At 71.1% G+C, this 15,053-nt stretch carries 17 protein-coding genes and 1 riboswitch; of the genes, 8 read left to right on the plus strand and 9 right to left on the minus strand.

What is annotated here, in order from left to right:
• Positions 1-32 precede the first annotated feature (32 nt).
• On the plus strand, positions 33-290 hold the full coding sequence (locus tag AB0H12_RS33580; protein WP_499628427.1) for a hypothetical protein: 258 nt from the start codon (positions 33-35) through the stop codon (positions 288-290).
• 168 nt (positions 291-458) lie between these two features.
• Here the strand turns inward: AB0H12_RS33580 and thrC are convergent, their stop codons facing one another.
• Complete coding sequence (gene thrC, locus AB0H12_RS33585; RefSeq protein WP_499628428.1) at positions 459-1,721, minus strand: threonine synthase; 1,263 nt, start codon at positions 1,719-1,721, stop codon at positions 459-461.
• A gap of 11 nt (positions 1,722-1,732) precedes the next feature.
• Positions 1,733-1,848, minus strand: a riboswitch (SAM riboswitch).
• Positions 1,849-1,945: 97 nt separating this feature from the next.
• On the opposite strand from thrC, the gene holA reads away from it, so the two are divergent.
• Entirely contained in the window at positions 1,946-2,929 is a 984-nt protein-coding gene (gene holA, locus AB0H12_RS33590; RefSeq protein ID WP_499628429.1) for a DNA polymerase III subunit delta, read from the plus strand.
• Between the two features lie 304 nt (positions 2,930-3,233).
• Here the strand turns inward: holA and rpsT are convergent, their stop codons facing one another.
• Both rpsT and AB0H12_RS33600 read right to left on the minus strand, forming a co-directional pair.
• Entirely contained in the window at positions 3,234-3,494 is a 261-nt protein-coding gene (gene rpsT / locus AB0H12_RS33595) for a 30S ribosomal protein S20 (RefSeq protein ID WP_230572953.1), read from the minus strand.
• A gap of 128 nt (positions 3,495-3,622) precedes the next feature.
• Positions 3,623-5,902 (minus strand): glycoside hydrolase family 3 N-terminal domain-containing protein, encoded by a 2,280-nt coding sequence (locus AB0H12_RS33600; protein WP_499628430.1) that lies wholly within the window; start codon positions 5,900-5,902, stop codon positions 3,623-3,625.
• A gap of 167 nt (positions 5,903-6,069) precedes the next feature.
• On the opposite strand from AB0H12_RS33600, the gene AB0H12_RS33605 reads away from it, so the two are divergent.
• Positions 6,070-6,873: a TSUP family transporter gene (locus AB0H12_RS33605; protein ID WP_499628431.1), complete on the plus strand. Its 804-nt coding sequence runs from the start codon at positions 6,070-6,072 to the stop codon at positions 6,871-6,873.
• Here the strand turns inward: AB0H12_RS33605 and AB0H12_RS33610 are convergent.
• The 3 genes from AB0H12_RS33610 to AB0H12_RS33620 all read right to left on the minus strand — a co-directional run bounded on the left by AB0H12_RS33610 (position 6,842) and on the right by AB0H12_RS33620 (position 8,867).
• Positions 6,842-7,612 carry a VOC family protein gene (locus AB0H12_RS33610; protein WP_499628432.1) on the minus strand — a complete coding sequence of 257 codons (771 nt, stop codon included), beginning with the start codon at positions 7,610-7,612 and terminating at the stop codon, positions 6,842-6,844. The genes AB0H12_RS33605 and AB0H12_RS33610 overlap by 32 nt on opposite strands.
• Positions 7,613-7,726: 114 nt before the next feature.
• Positions 7,727-7,942, minus strand: coding sequence for a type II toxin-antitoxin system antitoxin (locus AB0H12_RS33615; protein WP_499628433.1), 216 nt, complete (start codon positions 7,940-7,942; stop codon positions 7,727-7,729).
• A 1-nt stretch (position 7,943) separates the two neighbouring features.
• On the minus strand, positions 7,944-8,867 hold the full coding sequence (locus AB0H12_RS33620; protein WP_499628434.1) for an SPFH domain-containing protein: 924 nt from the start codon (positions 8,865-8,867) through the stop codon (positions 7,944-7,946).
• A 120-nt stretch (positions 8,868-8,987) separates the two neighbouring features.
• Here AB0H12_RS33620 and AB0H12_RS33625 point away from each other — a divergent pair, with 120 nt between their 5' ends.
• The 3 genes from AB0H12_RS33625 to AB0H12_RS33635 are packed head-to-tail and all read left to right on the plus strand — an operon-like array spanning position 8,988 to position 10,942.
• Positions 8,988-10,097 (plus strand): winged helix DNA-binding domain-containing protein, encoded by a 1,110-nt coding sequence (locus tag AB0H12_RS33625; protein ID WP_499628435.1) that lies wholly within the window; start codon positions 8,988-8,990, stop codon positions 10,095-10,097.
• A gap of 4 nt (positions 10,098-10,101) precedes the next feature.
• Positions 10,102-10,560, plus strand: a complete 459-nt coding sequence (locus tag AB0H12_RS33630) for a GNAT family N-acetyltransferase (RefSeq protein ID WP_499628436.1) — start codon at positions 10,102-10,104, stop codon at positions 10,558-10,560.
• 13 nt (positions 10,561-10,573) lie between these two features.
• Positions 10,574-10,942: a VOC family protein gene (locus tag AB0H12_RS33635; protein ID WP_499628437.1), complete on the plus strand. Its 369-nt coding sequence runs from the start codon at positions 10,574-10,576 to the stop codon at positions 10,940-10,942.
• Here AB0H12_RS33635 and AB0H12_RS33640 read toward each other — a convergent pair.
• The gene (locus AB0H12_RS33640; protein ID WP_499628438.1) at positions 10,919-11,515 is read right to left on the minus strand and encodes a class I SAM-dependent methyltransferase; all 597 of its coding nucleotides are present in this window, start codon (positions 11,513-11,515) and stop codon (positions 10,919-10,921) included. The two genes, AB0H12_RS33635 and AB0H12_RS33640, sit on opposite strands and share 24 nt — an antisense overlap.
• A gap of 108 nt (positions 11,516-11,623) precedes the next feature.
• Positions 11,624-12,058, minus strand: coding sequence for a type II toxin-antitoxin system PemK/MazF family toxin (locus tag AB0H12_RS33645; RefSeq protein WP_499628439.1), 435 nt, complete (start codon positions 12,056-12,058; stop codon positions 11,624-11,626).
• A 115-nt stretch (positions 12,059-12,173) separates the two neighbouring features.
• Between AB0H12_RS33645 and lepA the strand changes: the two genes are divergently transcribed.
• Both lepA and AB0H12_RS33655 read left to right on the plus strand, forming a co-directional pair.
• On the plus strand, positions 12,174-14,018 hold the full coding sequence (gene lepA / locus AB0H12_RS33650) for a translation elongation factor 4 (protein ID WP_499628440.1): 1,845 nt from the start codon (positions 12,174-12,176) through the stop codon (positions 14,016-14,018).
• A 353-nt stretch (positions 14,019-14,371) separates the two neighbouring features.
• Positions 14,372-14,707: a Uma2 family endonuclease gene (locus AB0H12_RS33655; protein ID WP_499628441.1), complete on the plus strand. Its 336-nt coding sequence runs from the start codon at positions 14,372-14,374 to the stop codon at positions 14,705-14,707.
• A 55-nt stretch (positions 14,708-14,762) separates the two neighbouring features.
• Here AB0H12_RS33655 and AB0H12_RS33660 read toward each other — a convergent pair whose 3' ends face one another.
• Entirely contained in the window at positions 14,763-14,984 is a 222-nt protein-coding gene (locus AB0H12_RS33660) for a hypothetical protein (RefSeq protein WP_230572941.1), read from the minus strand.
• Positions 14,985-15,053 lie beyond the last annotated feature (69 nt).

A 15,053-nucleotide genomic window follows, 5' to 3' on the forward strand; every position in this document is an offset into this window, starting at 1 on the left:
GCGGAATCGTCGCCAGGGCTACGGCCACCGGCGTGATCCGCCTGGCGCAGGTCCCCTCGCCGGACACCGCCTACCGGCTGATCGCCGACGGCCTGTTCGACGCCGACCTCGCCATACCGCCGGAGGAGTGGCACGCCGAGCGCTACAACCAGGAGAAGGCGGAACGACCCTGGCCACAGATGCTCACCGCCTGGCGCGTGGTCACCGAACCGGTCGGCCCGCACGTCCTGCCCGAGCTGACCGCCTTCCCCCGGACCGGGTGGCTCCGCTCCTCCAGGATCGCCCTATGACCACGACAGCCGACGGGAGAGCGCCGGCAGGGCGAAGGAGTTGGCCGGCACTGAGCCGACCTCCGCCGCACGGGTCGCCGGTGTGCCACCCAGGGCCGTACCGACCGCCGCCGTGCCGCCTGGGGCCGGAACCACGGTCCGACCCCGGGCGAGCACGGGCGGAACCGGTCAGTCCTGGAGAGCCTTCAGCACGGCCTCGGCCGACGGCGGGACGTTGGCGCGGGGGCCGACGCGGTCGCCGAGGGCGTCCAGGGTCTTGAGGCCGTCGCCGGTGATCAGGAGCACGGTCTCGGCGTCCGGGTCCAGCCGGCCGGTCTCGATGAGCTTCTTCGCGGTGGCGACGGTGACGCCGCCGGCGGTCTCGGCGAAGATGCCTTCGGTCCGGGCCAGGAGGCGGATGCCCTCGACGACCTCTTCGTCGGTGACGTCCTCGATCGCGCCGTTGGTGCGGCGGACGGCGTCCAGCACGTAGGGGCCGTCGGCGGGTGCGCCGATCGCCAGCGACCTGGCGATGGTGTCCGGGCGAACCGGGGTGACCACGTCGTGGCCCGCCTTGAAGGCGGCCGAGACGGGGGAGCAGCCGGTGGCCTGCGCGCCGAACACGCGGTACGGGGTCTGCTCGACCAGGTCGAGGTCGCCCAGCTCGCGGAAGGCCTTGTCGACCTTGGTCAACTGCGAGCCGGACGCGATGGGCACCACGATCTGGTCGGGCAGCCGCCAGCCGAGCTGTTCGGCGACCTCGTACCCGAGCGTCTTGGAGCCCTCGGCGTAGTAGGGGCGGACGTTGACGTTGACGAACGCCCAGTCCTCGTGCTCGGCGGCCAGTTCCTGAGCCAGCCGGTTCACGTCGTCGTAGTTGCCGTCGACCGTGATCAGGTTGCCGCCGTAGACGGCGGTCATGAGGATCTTCGCCTGCTCCAGCGTGGAGGGGACCAGGACCACCGACTCCCAGCCCGCGCGGGCCGCGGCGGCGGCGACGGCGTTGGCCAGGTTGCCGGTGGACGGGCAGGCCAGGACCTTGAAGCCCAGTTCGCGGGCGGCGGCGAGGGCGACGCCGACCACGCGGTCCTTGAACGAGTGGGTCGGGTTGCCGGTGTCGTCCTTCACCCACACCTTGCGCACGCCGAGGGCCTTGGCGAGGCGGTCGGCCTCGACCAGGCGGGTGCCGCCGGGGTTGGTGTTGGGGTGCGACTCGACGGTGGTCGGCACGGGGAGCAGGCCGCGGTAGCGCCAGATCGACCGGGGGCCCGCCTCGATGTCCTCGCGACGGATCCGACCGAAGTCGTAGGCCACTTCCAGCGGCCCGAAACACTCGAGACAGGCGTATTCGGCGGCGAGCGGCGTCTCGTGGCCGCATTCACGACACGACAGCGCACGGGCAGGACCGAGGTCGAAGGAGGTGGTGGCCGAGGGCACACTGACAGCAGTCATCGCGAGGTATCTCCTCATCTTTCCCGCGCACCGCGGGTCGGAATTGGCACCGTGGTCGCCAGCGGACGCTGTGCGACGGGTTGCCGGGGCTTCTTCGGGCCGATCCCTCTGCCCCTCTGGATGAGCGGTATTCAGTTGTGGACTTCAACTTACGTCACGATCCCGACCCTCAGCCAGAGACGTCCACCATCCGGACGTCTGCCACCCGTGGGAGGATCGCGCCCGTGAGTGCGCCCGCTGACATGCCCGACGCCGTGCACCTGATCCTCGGCGAGGAGGAGTTGCTGGTCGAGCGCGCGGTGCGCGGTGCGTTGGCGGCGGCGCGGAAAGCCGATCCGCAGGCCGACCTGACCCGCGTCCGCGTGACCGATCTCACCCCGCCTGAACTGGCGGAACTGGTGAGCCCGTCGCTGTTCGCCGAAGGGCGGGTGGTCGCGCTGGAGGCCGCGCAGGAGTCCGGCAAGGAGATCGCTGACGCGGTCATCGGCTACGCCAAGGCCCCGGCGGACGGGGTGACGGTGGTGGTCGTCCACAGCGGCGGCGGGCGCAGCAAGGCGGCCAAGGACCTGCCCGCGGCGCTGCGCAAGGCAGGTGCCCGGGTGACCGAGTGCCCCAAGATCACCAAGGCGGCGGACCGGGAAGCGTTCGTGCGCAACGAGATCCGCGCGGCGGGCGGCGGCAAGGCCGATCCGGAGGCCGTGGCGGCGCTGATCGAGGCGGTGGGGTCGGACCTGCGCGAGTTGGCGGCGGCGGCCTCGCAGCTCGTCGCCGACACCGGCGGCAAGGTGGACGCCGAGGCGGTCCGCCGCTACCACCGCGGCCGGGCCGAGGTGACGGGGTTCGCGGTCGCGGAGAAGGCCGTGATGGGTGACCGGGCTGGTGCGCTGGAGGCGTTGCGGTGGGCGATCCAGCTCGGCGTGCCGCACGTGCTGGTCGCCGACGCGCTGGCCGACGCCGTGCGCACGATCGCGCGGGTGTCCGCGGTGGGCCGGGGCGACCCGTTCAAGCTGGCGGGCGAGCTCGGCATGCCGCCGTGGAAGGTGAAGAAGGCCCAGGGCCAGTCGCGTGGCTGGGAGGACCGAGGGCTCGCGTCGGCGATGACGGTGGTCGCGGACCTGAACGCCGACGTCAAGGGCGTCGCCGCCGACTCGGGCTACGCCCTGGAGCGCGCGGTGCTGAAGATCGTCGCCGCCCACGGCCGCCGCTGAGCGCGGAGCCGGTCGTGCGGGTGGTGACCGCGTGACTGCCCGGGCACTGGGTGGCGGGCGTTGGCCGCCGGCTGCCGGCCGCTGGGGTGCCGGCCGCTGGGGTGCCGGCCGCTGGGGTGCCGGCTGGTGAGCGGCTGCCGCGGACGCTGCGAGGCCCGTGTCTGTGAGGTCGACGGCTGCCAGGTCGCCGGGTTGGTGGCTACTGGGTCGCCGGCTGCCGTTGCCTGCCGTTCGAGAGAGCGCAAACGAAAAGCGCCGCCCACCCCCGCGCGGGGGTGGGCGGCGCTTCAGCGTGAAGACCAGATCAGATCTGGTTGGCGCGCCGCGCCAGCGCCGACTTCTTGTTGGCGGCCTGGTTGGCGTGGATCACGCCCTTGGAGACGGCCTTGTCGAGCTTGCGCGACGCGTCCTGCGCCAGCGCGACAGCCTTCTCCTTGTCACCGGCCTCGGCGGCCTCACGGAACTTGCGGATCGCGGTCTTGAGGGACGACTTGACGGCCTTGTTGCGCAGGCGCGCCTTCTCGTTCGTCTTGATCCGCTTCATCTGGGACTTGATGTTCGCCACGCGAAAGCCACCTTTTCCTCGGTCTCGGAGTCGCACCGCGCTTGTCACCGGCTCCGCCCCACGAGGGGGCGGTTTTCCTCCACAGCGGAATGCCGCGCGGGTACGACCGAGAAGGTTATCAGGGCAGCTCACCGCACCGTGAATCGAGCCCTCCCGTCGCCGACCACGACCTCGTAGCCGCCCCTGGCGACCTCGGGCTTGCCCGAGCCGTCCATGTCGCCCGCCGTCACCGCGAGCCGCCGCACGTCGAAGGTCACCTCGACCGCCCGCTGCTCACCGGCCTTCAACGCCACCCGCGTGAAGCCGACCAGGCGCTGCGGCGGCGTGAGCACCTTGCTCACGGGCTGGTGCACGTACACCGGCACGACGACCGTGCCGTCACGCGCACCGGTGTTGGCCACGGTCACCGACACCTTCACCTGGCCGTCCCGCCGCACCTCCGTCGAACCCAACTTCGGCGCGGACGTGGTGAACGTCGTGTACGACAGGCCGTGCCCGAACGCGAACGCCGGGTCGTACGCGGAGCTGGGCGCGGTGTTCGCGCCGCGCACCTGGTCGTACGAGAACGGCTGGTCGCCGACCGTCTTCGGCCACGACACCGGCAGCCTGCCGCTCGGGTTCACCGCCCCGAACAGCACGTCGGCGATCGCGCTGCCGCCCTCGGAACCGGGCAGCCAGCCCGCGACCAGCGCCGGCGCGTCCGCCACGGTGCCCAGCACCTGCGGCCGGCCGGTCAGCAGCACGACCACGACCGGCTTGCCGGTCGCCCGCACCGCGTCCACCAGGCCCTGCTGCGCAGCGGTCAGCGCGGGCTCCTCGGTGTCCGACTCACCCTCCGCGCCCGGGTCCTCACCGAGCACGACGACCACCGCATCGGCGTCACCGGCCTGCGCCACCGCGTCGGCCTGCGTGGCCGCGCTGACCACGTTCGCCGACGGCACGGCGGCCTTGATGCCCTGCAACACCGTCACCGTCGGCGGCATCGGCGACGAGGCCGGCACGCCCTGCCAGCCGACCGTCCAACCACCGAGCTGCCGGGCGACGGAGTCGGCCGAGTCACCGGTCACCACGAGCTTGCCCACGCCGGTCGACAGGGGCAGCACGCCGTCGTTGCGCAGCAGCACCGTGCTCTCCGCCGCCGCCTGACGGGCCAGCGCCCGGTCCGCGCCGTTCACGATCGCGTCGGCCTTCTCGACGTCGACGAACGGCTTCTCGAACAGCCCCAGCTCGAACTTGAGCTTCAGGATCCGCCGCACGGCCTCGTCGATCCGCTTGCCGGGGATCGCGCCGCTCCGCACGCCCGCCAGCAGCCCGGCGGTGAACCCGGCCGCGTCCGACGGCTCCATCGCCATGTCGATGCCCGCGTTCACGGCCATCGCGATGGCCTCCTCGTAGTTCGCCGCCACGTGGTAGCGGTCCACCAGGAACCGGATGTCCTCCCAGTCGGTGATCGCCACGCCCCGGAACCCCATCCGGTCGCGCAACTGCGTGGTCAGCAGGTACTTCGACGCGTGCGCGGGCACGCCGTTCACCGCACCGGAGTTGATCATCACGGTGCCGACGCCCGCGTCGAACTGCGACTGGAACGCGGGCAGCACGGTGTCCTGGAGGTACCGGATCGGCAGCTGGGCGGGCGCGCGGTCGTGGCCGTTGAACGGCTCCGAGTAGCCCGCGAAGTGCTTGGCGGTCGCGGTCAGCTTCGCGGTGCCGTCGGTCGGGTCGGCCTGCTGCCCGCGCACGTACGCCGCCGCGAGCGCGCCGGCCAGCACCGGGTCCTCGCTGTAGGTCTCGTAGTACCGGCCCCAGCGGGTGTCGCGCGCGATGTCGGACACCGGCGCGAAGTTCCAGAACACGCCGGTGGCGCGCATGGCCCGGCCGGTGGACGCGCCGAGCTGCTCCTGCAACTCCTGGTTCCACGTCGCGCCGAGGCCGATCTGGTGCGGGAACATGGTGGCGCTGACCACGTTCGAGTGGCCGTGCACGCCGTCCGCCCCGTAGATCAGCGGGATCCGCAGCCTGCTGTGGTCCAGCGAGTACTTCTGGATGGCGTTGGTCATCTCGGCCCACGCGCGCGGCGTGTTCGGGTTCGGCGTTTCGCCGCCGCCGGACAGGATCGAGCCGACCTTCGCGTCCTCCAGGACCGCTTTCATGCAGTCCTCGCGCAGCGGACCGGGGTTCCACTCGCAGTTGCCGCGCAGCTTGCCCAGCCTGATCTGGGTCATCTGGCCGACCTTCTCCTCCAGCGTCATGCGCTTGAGGAGGTTCTCGACGCGTCGGTCGACCGGCGCCCGGGCGTCCTGGTAGTCCTGCCCGGCAGGCTCGATGATGCCGCTGGCCTGCGCTCCGGTGACCAGCAGGGCCAGGGCGACCAACGCGGCCACCGCGGTCCGCTTGCGGGATCTCAACACCGAGAAACCTCCTGCGTGGATCGGGAGAACGTCCGAGGACACCCTTTCCCGCGTGACCTGGCGCACGACAGGGCCGAACGGCCCATTTGGGAGCGTTCCCACGTCGCAGACCAGCAAGGGAAGGCGGACTGCTAAAAACAGTACAACCGTTCGGTTAGGCTGGGCGGGTGACCGCCGCACTCGACTGGCCCGGCTTCGGGCACATTTCGCTCGCCGCCCTGCTCTTCCTCTGCCTGGCCGCGCTCGTCGCGGGCGCGGTCGACGCGGTGGTGGGCGGCGGCGGGCTGGTCCAGCTGCCCGCGTTGCTGCTGATCGCGCCCGGCGGCCAGCCGCTCTACGCGCTGGCCACCAACAAGATCGCCTCCGTGGTCGGCACTGCGGCGGCGGTGCGCACCTACTCCCGGCAGACCACGATCGACTGGTCCTCGGCGCTGCCGATGGCGTCGGCCGCGTTCGTGGGCGCGGTGGGCGGTGCGGCGTTCGCCGGGGCGTTGGCGCCCGGTGTGCTCAACGGTGTGGTGCTCGTCGCGCTGGTCGGCGTCGGCCTCTACACGTGGCGCAAGCCGGAGTTGGGCGTGGCCGAGACGCCGAGGTTCACGCGCTTCGCGCAGATCGCCGTGATGGCCGCCGGTGGCGCGTTGATCGGCTTCTACGACGGCTTGGCGGGTCCGGGCACGGGCGCGTTCCTGGTGTTCCTGCTCGTGGGTCTCGTCGGGTTCGCGTTCCTGCGCGCTTCGGCCACGGCGAAAGTGGTGAACGTCGCAACGAACCTGGGTGCCCTCTTGTACTTCATCCCGGCCGGAAAGGTGTTGTGGGGCTTGGGTTTGGTGCTCGCGCTGTGCAACGTGACCGGAGCGGTGTTCGGCGCGCGCCTGGCGGTGCGGCGCGGCTCGGCGTTCGTGCGCCGGGTGTTCCTCACCGTCGTGGTGGCGCTCGTGGTCAGTCTGGGGTGGAAGGCGGCGGTTGGATGACCCGGAACGTCGCGCCCATCGGGTCGCCGACCGTGGTGAACCGGCCGAACCGCGACTCGACCACGTCGCCGACCGTGACGCCGCCCAGCTCGCTCACCCGCCGTGCCGCCGCGTCGGCGTCGGTCACCGCGAAGTAGGTCATCCAGTGCGGCGGGATCTCGGCGGGGATCTCGTTGGCCATCCCGAACACGCCCGCCACCGCGCGGCCCTCGACCCGCAGCTGCGTGTACGGGAAGTCCGGCAGCGGGTCCAGCCCCACGTCGAACACCTGCTGGTAGAACTCCGCCGCGCCGAACGGGTCGCGGGTGGCCAGCTCGTTCCACATCACCGAGCCGGGCTCGTTCACCACGTACGCGCCGATGTGCGTGCCCGCCTCCCAGAGCCCGAACGCCGCGCCGTACGGGTCCACCGCGATGGCGCCCCGCCCCGGTCCACCGGTGTCGAACTCCGGCACGAGCACCTTGCCGCCGTTGGCGTTCAGCTTCTCCACCGACTCGTCCAGGTCGTCGGTGGCCAGGTAGGTCGTCCACACCACGGGGAACATCACGTCCGAGGGCATCTCGCCGAAACCCGCCACGGGCAGGCCGCGCACCAGTGCCATCGTGTAGTGCCCGGTCTCCGGGCCGCCGATCTCGAAGTCCCAGCCGAACAGGCCGCCGTAGAACTCCATGGTGGCTTCACGGTCGGTGGTCATCATGTCCACCCACGCGGGTGTTCCTGGCGGGTACGGGGCGTCCATCTGGCTCACCTGGTCAACAGTCGCACCAGCCGTCACGCTCCGCGAGTTGATCACTGCCCGACCGGGTGGCACGCGAACGCCGTCGGTGCGATGGGTCCGCACCGACGGCGTCGGTCATCCGGTCGAGCCGTCCCGGTCGCTCTTGCGGGGCCGGCCGCGCCTGGGTTGGTCGGCCGCGCCGGTGGGCAGGCGGCCGGCTTCGGCGAGCGCTCGGCGCAGCAGGAACTCGATCTGCGCGTTCGTGCTGCGCAGCTCGTCGTTCGCCCACCTCGTCAGCGCGTCGTGCACCGCCGGGTCGAGGCGCAGCAGGACGCTCTTGCGCTCGGCCACGTCAGGTGTACAACGACCCGGCGTTGACCACTGGCTGGGTGGATCGGTCGCCGCAGAGCACGACCAGCAGGTTCGACACCATCGCCGCCTTGCGCTCCTCGTCCAGTTCCACCACGTCCTCCTCGGCGAGCTTGGCCAGCGCGAGCTGGACCATGCCGACCGCCCCCTCGACGATCCGGGACCGCGCCGCCACCACCGCGCCCGCCTGCTGGCGTTGCAGCATCGCCTGCGCGATCTCCGGAGCGTAGGCCAGGTGCGTGAGCCGGGACTCGATCACCTTCACGCCGGCGGACTGCACGCGTGCCGCGATCTCCACCGACAGCGTCTCGGTGATCTCGTCCGCGTTCTCCCGCAACGACAGCCCGAGCTCCTCGTGGTTGTCGTACGGGTAGCTGGTCGCGATGTGCCGCACCGCGGTCTCGGTCTGGATGCCGACGAACCGCACGAAGTCGTCCACCTCGAACTTCGCCCGCGCGGTGTCCTCGACCTGCCACACCACCACGGCGGCGATCTCGATCGGGTTGCCGTCCGCGTCGTTGACCTTCAGCGTGGCGGTCTCGTGGTTGCGGATCCGGGTCGACACCTTCGCCTTCGTGGTGAACGGGTTCGCCCAGCGCAGGCCGTCCTGGCGGACGGTGCCCGTGTAGCGGCCCGCGAACTGCAGCACGCGCGACTCGCCGGGCGCGACGGTGAACAGCCCGCCGCCCGCGAGGCCGCTTCCCACCATCAGCAGCGCGCCGCCCACGATCCCCGGGACGCTCGGCCCGTCGTCGCCCGGGATCGAGCTGAGGACGAGCACCGCGACGCCCAGCAGCAGCGCGACCACCGCGCCGCCGAAGACGCCCCACCCCGAGACCGCGCGCGCCTCCCGCTCCCGGACCACCGGAGTCGGCATCTGCACCGCCAAGTCCGTCATCGCGTCCATGTTCCACCCCTCGTTCGCATATCGCGTGCTTAGCAAAGTGATATCACTTTTTCTGGATGCCGGGCAAGTCGGCGCGATACGAGGACAGGAGTTGACCGCAATGGGTCCTACGGTGGGCGCATGACCCCGGTACTGAGCCGTCGCGCCCTCGGTCGAGCCACCCTCGCCCGCCAGTTCCTGCTGGCCCGCACCGAGGCGACCGTGCCCGAGGCCGTCGCGCACCTGGTCGGGTTGCAGGCCCAGACGCCGCACACCTGGTACACCGGCCTGTGGTCGCGGATCGCGGGCTTCACCCCCGACCGGGCCGCGGACCTGCTCGTGAACCGGGAACTGGTGCGCATCGCCGTGATGCGGTCGACGATCCACCTGGTGACCGCCGCGGACGCCCTGGCGCTGCGCCCCGCGGTCCAGCCCGCGCTCGATCGGGACCTGTTCCGCAACTTCACCCACGGCCGGGACATGCGCGGGCTGGACGTGGACGCCGTGGTGGCCGCCGGTCGGGCGTTGCTGGCCGAGAAGCCGCGCACCAACAAGGAACTGGGCGCGCTGCTGCACGAGCAGTGGCCGGACCGCGCGCCCTCCTCGCTCGCCTACGCGATCCGGTGCCTGGTGCCGTTGGTGCAGGTGCCGCCGCGCGGGCTGTGGGGTCGCAGCGGCACGATCGCGCACACCTGCGCGGAGACGTGGCTGGGCGCGTCCGCGGTGGACCGGCCGTCGGTGGACGACCTGGTGCTGCGCTACCTGGCCGCGTTCGGGCCCGCGACGGTGAAGGACGTGCAGACCTGGTCCGGTCTCACCAGGCTGCGCGAGGTGGTCGAAGGGCTGCCGCTGCTGCGGCTGCGCGACGAGGACGGCCAGGAGCTGTTCGACCTGCCCGACGCGCCCCGGCCGGACGAGGACGTGCCCGCGCCGCCGAGGTTCCTCTACGACTTCGACAACCTGCTGCTCTCGCACGCCGACCGCCGCCGGGTCGTCACCGACGACGTGCGTGCGCAGAAGTACGACCCGCACGGTCCCGTGCCGCAGTTCTTCCTGGTCGACGGCGTCACGGCGGGCGACTGGAGGCTGCACCGCACCAAGGAGGTCGCCACGCTGGAGCTGCGGCCGTTCCACCGCGTGCCCGCGATGGCCGAGGTGGAACGGGAGGGCGAGCGGCTGCTGGCGTTCCTCGCGGCGGACGTGCCGCGGCACGAGGTCCGGACAACCTCGCCGGCGGCGGCACGTCTGTGAACGCATGGGGACGATCACCGTGCGCCCATCACGCGCCGAGGACGGGGCTCCGCTCGTCGAGGTCCACATCAAGGCTCGCCGCAGCTACTACGACGGCCACCTGCCCGAGGCGGAGTTGGCCGAGTGGGAGCAGGCGGTGCGGGCCAGGGGCTACGACCTCGCCAAGCCCGGCCGGGTGTGGCTGTGCGCCGAGCTCGACCACGTGTTCGCCGGCTTCGCCCTGGTCGCGCCCGGTGGCGAGCTGTTGCAGCTCCAGGTCGACCCGGCGTGCTGGGGCAACGGCGTCGGCCACGCGCTGCACGAGGCGGCGATGGGCGCGCTGCGCGACCTCGGCGTCACCACCGCGCGCCTCGACGTGTTCGCCGAGAACCACCGCGCGCAGCGCTTCTACACCGCGCACGGCTGGCGTGCGGACGGTCGCGACGGCGACCACGTGCGAATGGCGCTCGACCTGGAGGTGTGATCGGCTGGCCGGCGTGGAGATCCTGAGCAGCCGCGTCCTCGTCCGCTCACGGCAGCCGGAGCGCGCTCGGGCGTTCTACCGGGACGTGCTGGGCCTGGCCGTGTACCGGGAGTTCCCCGGCGGCACCGTGTTCTTCCTCGGCCAGGGGTTCCTGGAGGTCTCCGGCGCCTCGACCGAGCACCCCACCGACGCCACGCAGCTGTGGCTGCAGGTGCGCGACCTGGGACGGGCTGCCGAGGAACTCGCCGAGCACGTCGTCCGGCCCGCCCGCCGCGAGCCGTGGGGCCTGGACGAGCTGTGGATCGCCGACCCGGACGGCAGGCGGATCGTGCTGGTCGAGGTGCCCGCCGACCACCCGCTACGCCGGGACGGCCGCCAGTAGCCGCACCGCGGGCCCGACCACGCCGCCGTACTGGTGCAACGACGTGCGCACCCCGGTGAACCCCGCCGCCTCGGCCTCCTGGATCAGGTCGTACTCCGAGGTGTCCAGCACCCGCCGGTGCACCGAGACGACCAGCCTGCCGCCGGGCCGCAGCACCCGGAACAGCTCGTGGAACGCCGCCGGCCGGTTGCCCCACAGCTGGAGGTTGTTCACCGAGATCACCACGTCGACCGAGTCCTCGGGCTGGCCGGTCCGCGTCGCCGCGCCCTCGCGCAGCTCCACCCGGCCGGCCACGATCAGCTCCGCGCACCGTTCGCGCGCCTCGTCCAGCATGACCTGCGACGGGTCGACGCCGATCGCCTTGAGCGCGCGTTCGCCGGCCAGCTTGAGCCCCACCCCCGGACCCGGGCCGAGCACCAGCACGACCTCCTCCGACGTCGGCGCGGCCACCTCGGCGACGTGCTCCTCGACCTTCGCGTTCAGCACGGCCATGACCCGGCCGCCCAGCTCACCCACTTTGCCGCGCGGGTGCCCGAACGCCGCGTCCAACGCCTTCATCAGGTTGTTCGCCATGTCTCCAGGGTCGCCGCGGCGCGTTGCGACCGCATCGGGGACCGCCCTGAGGCCGGCCCGGAGACACCCCGGAAGCGCTGCTCGGAGGTAGCGGTCCCGGGGGAGGACTCACCGCCAGCCCATCCGCCGCAGCGCGTCCACGACCAGCGAGAACCGCTCCGGCTCCAGCACCGAGCCCTCCCGGCGGATGTCGTCCTCGTCCAGCTCGAACACCCGGTCCAACCGCAGGTAGGAGTGCCTGCCGTCGCGGTCCCAGCGACCCGACCCGAGGTCGAGGCAGTCGTCCAGCTCGTGCCGGTCGGGGGTCTTGCTGGTCAGCATCAGGCCGAGCAGCGCCCGGCGGTGGCGGCCGACGACCAGCAGCGGCCGGTCCTTGCCGCGGGTCGGGTCCTCCTCGTAGGGCACCCAGGCCCACACCACCTCGCCCGGGTCGGCCAGGCCGTCCAGGTCGGGGGAGTACTCCAGGGTGGCCGCTACCGCGGCCGTGTGGACCTCGCGCACCGCGCCCCTCGACGGGCGGGAGTCTTCACCGTTCGCACGCACGGCGGGCAGCTTATGGCCTCCGTCACGCACGCGTGGAACGCCACCACGGCCTGACGTGAGATGCTGTGCCTAGTTGAAATGGGCAGATCCCGTCCTTCCTGTGCGAGGAACCTGAGTGACCACGTTCGCCGACCAGACGTTCACGCCTCCGGACCTGATCCGGAACTTCTGCATCATCGCGCACATCGACCACGGCAAGTCGACCCTGGCCGACCGCATGTTGCAGCTCACCGGCGTCGTCGACGCGCGGGCGATGCGCGCGCAGTACCTCGACCGCATGGACATCGAACGCGAACGCGGCATCACCATCAAGGCGCAGAACGTGCGGCTGCCGTGGCAGGTCGACGGCCAGGACCACGTGCTGCACATGATCGACACCCCCGGTCACGTCGACTTCACGTACGAGGTGTCGCGGGCCCTGGAGGCGTGCGAGGGCACCGTGCTGCTGGTCGACGCCGCGCAGGGCATCGAGGCGCAGACGCTGGCCAACCTGTACCTGGCGATGGAGAACGACCTCACCATCATCCCGGTGCTCAACAAGATCGACCTGCCTGCGGCGGACCCGGACAAGTACGCCAAGGAGCTCGCGCACATCGTCGGCTGCGAGCCCGAGGAGGTGCTGCGCGTCTCGGCCAAGACCGGCCTCGGCGTCGGCGCGCTGCTGGACGAGGTCGTCAAGCGCGTGCCCGCGCCGGTCGGCGACGCCGACGCGCCGCCCCGCGCGATGATCTTCGACTCGGTGTACGACACCTACCGCGGCGTCGTCACCTACATCCGCGTGGTCGACGGCAAGATCACCCCGCGCCAGCGGATCCGGATGATGTCCACCAACGCGACCCACGAGCTGCTGGAAGTGGGCATCATCTCGCCCGAGCCGAAGCCGAGCGCCGGCCTGGGCGTCGGCGAGGTGGGCTACCTGATCACCGGCGTGAAGGACGTGCGCCAGTCGAAGGTCGGCGACACCGTGACGGCGGAGAAGCACGGTGCCACGCAGCCGCTGGCCGGCTACCGCGAGCCGCGCCCGATGGTCTACTCCGGCCTGTACCCGGTGGACGGCTCGGACTACCCGATCCTGCGCGAGGCGCTGGAGAAGCTCCAGCTCAACGACGCCGCGCTGACGTTCGAGCCGGAGACGTCGGCGGCCCTGGGCTTCGGCTTCCGCTGCGGCTTCCTCGGCCTGCTGCACCTGGAGATCACCCGCGACCGGCTGGAACGCGAGTTCGGCCTCGACCTGATCTCCACCGCGCCCAACGTGGTCTACCGCGTGGTCATGGACGACGGCACCGAGCACGTGGTGACCAACCCGTCCGACTGGCCGGACGGCAAGCGCGCCGAGGTGTACGAGCCGATCACCAAGTGCACCATCATCGCGCCGAGCGAGTACATCGGCGCGATCATGGAGCTGTGCCAGTCCAAGCGCGGCCAGCTGGGCGGCATGGACTACCTGTCCGAGGACCGCGTGGAGCTGCGCTACACCATGCCGCTCGGCGAGATCATCTTCGACTTCTTCGACGCCCTGAAGTCGCGCACGCGCGGTTACGCGTCGTTGGACTACGAGGAGTCGGGCGAGCAGGACGCCGAGCTGGTGAAGGTCGACATCCTGTTGCAGGGCGAGCCGGTGGACGCGTTCAGCGCGATCGTGCACAAGGACCACGCGTACGGGTACGGCACGAAGATGGCGAGCAAGCTGCGCGAGCTGATCCCGCGGCAGCAGTTCGAGGTGCCGATCCAGGCCGCCGTCGGCGCCCGCGTGATCGCCCGCGAGACGATCCGCGCCATCCGCAAGGACGTGCTCGCCAAGTGCTACGGCGGTGACATCACGCGTAAGCGCAAGCTGCTGGAGAAGCAGAAGGAAGGCAAGAAGCGGATGAAGATGGTGGGCCGCGTCGAGGTCCCCCAGGAAGCCTTCGTCGCCGCCTTGTCCACTGACGACTCCGGCAAGGACAAGGGAAAGAAGTAAGGACCACCGGCCAAATCGCGCCTGCCGGCACATCTTCGGGTGATCCGGTGGGCGTGGAGGCCGGTTGTCGCGTTTCCTCCTGCCATGGTTGGCGCACCAACCGGAAAGGAGGGGACCATGACCGTCATGGTCGAACACGAAGGCAGCTCCTACACGGTCGAGGACCTGGAGGGCATGCCTGATGGCGGACGCCGTTACGAACTCGTCGACGGGCAGCTGCTCGCGAGCCCGACGCCGGGCTACCGGCATCAGGAAATCGTGGCGGAGCTCTGTGGGCGATTGCGCGCGGTGTGCCCGGATGACCTGACCGCGCTACCGGCTCCGTTCGCCGTCGACTGTCCGGTAGGACGGAGGTGCAGCCGGATGTCCTGGTCGGCCGCCGCGTCGATTTCACCGACAAGTTGTTGCCCGTCGCCCCACTGCTCGCGGTGGAAGTGCTCTCGCCGAGCACGGGTATTCGCGACCTCACGATCAAGAAGAACGCCTACGAGCGAATGGGCGTGATCAGCTACTGGGTGATCGATCCGCAGGAGCCCGTGCTGGCAGTCTTCGAACTCGACGCCGGGGGCTGCTACCGGCAGGTGGCCGAGGTGAAGGGGAACGACGCGTTCGACGCGACGCTGCCGTTCCCGGTGCGGATCGTGCCTGCCGAGCTGCTCGGGCGACTGCGGGAAGACGGGGCGGAATGACGGAAGGGCCCTCAGGACGCCCCTGTCCTGAAGGCCCTCGAAGGGGTGTGGCGACTCAGCCGTGGTTGCGCAGCGTGGTGCTGAGCGCCTGGCGGCGGAGGATCGCTTCGATCTCACGCGCCTCGTGGCTGGAGTGCCGGGCGAGGATGGCTTCCATGTCCATCCGGGCGCTCGGGGTGTCGTAGGCGGCCAACTCGCGGTTCAGGTCCGCTTCCCGCTTGCGGATCTGCCGCCGGGTGGCGAAGTACGTGCGAACGGTCTCCAGAACGGTGGTCATATCGCCTTTCGGTCGTCCTTCTGTATCGGTTCACCTACTATGATGCCGCACGTCAGAGGCTTGCGCGAC

The organism is Actinosynnema sp. NPDC023794 (genome assembly GCF_040639675.1).
In the GTDB taxonomy this organism is placed as follows: Bacteria; Actinomycetota; Actinomycetes; order Mycobacteriales; family Pseudonocardiaceae; genus Actinosynnema; species Actinosynnema luteola.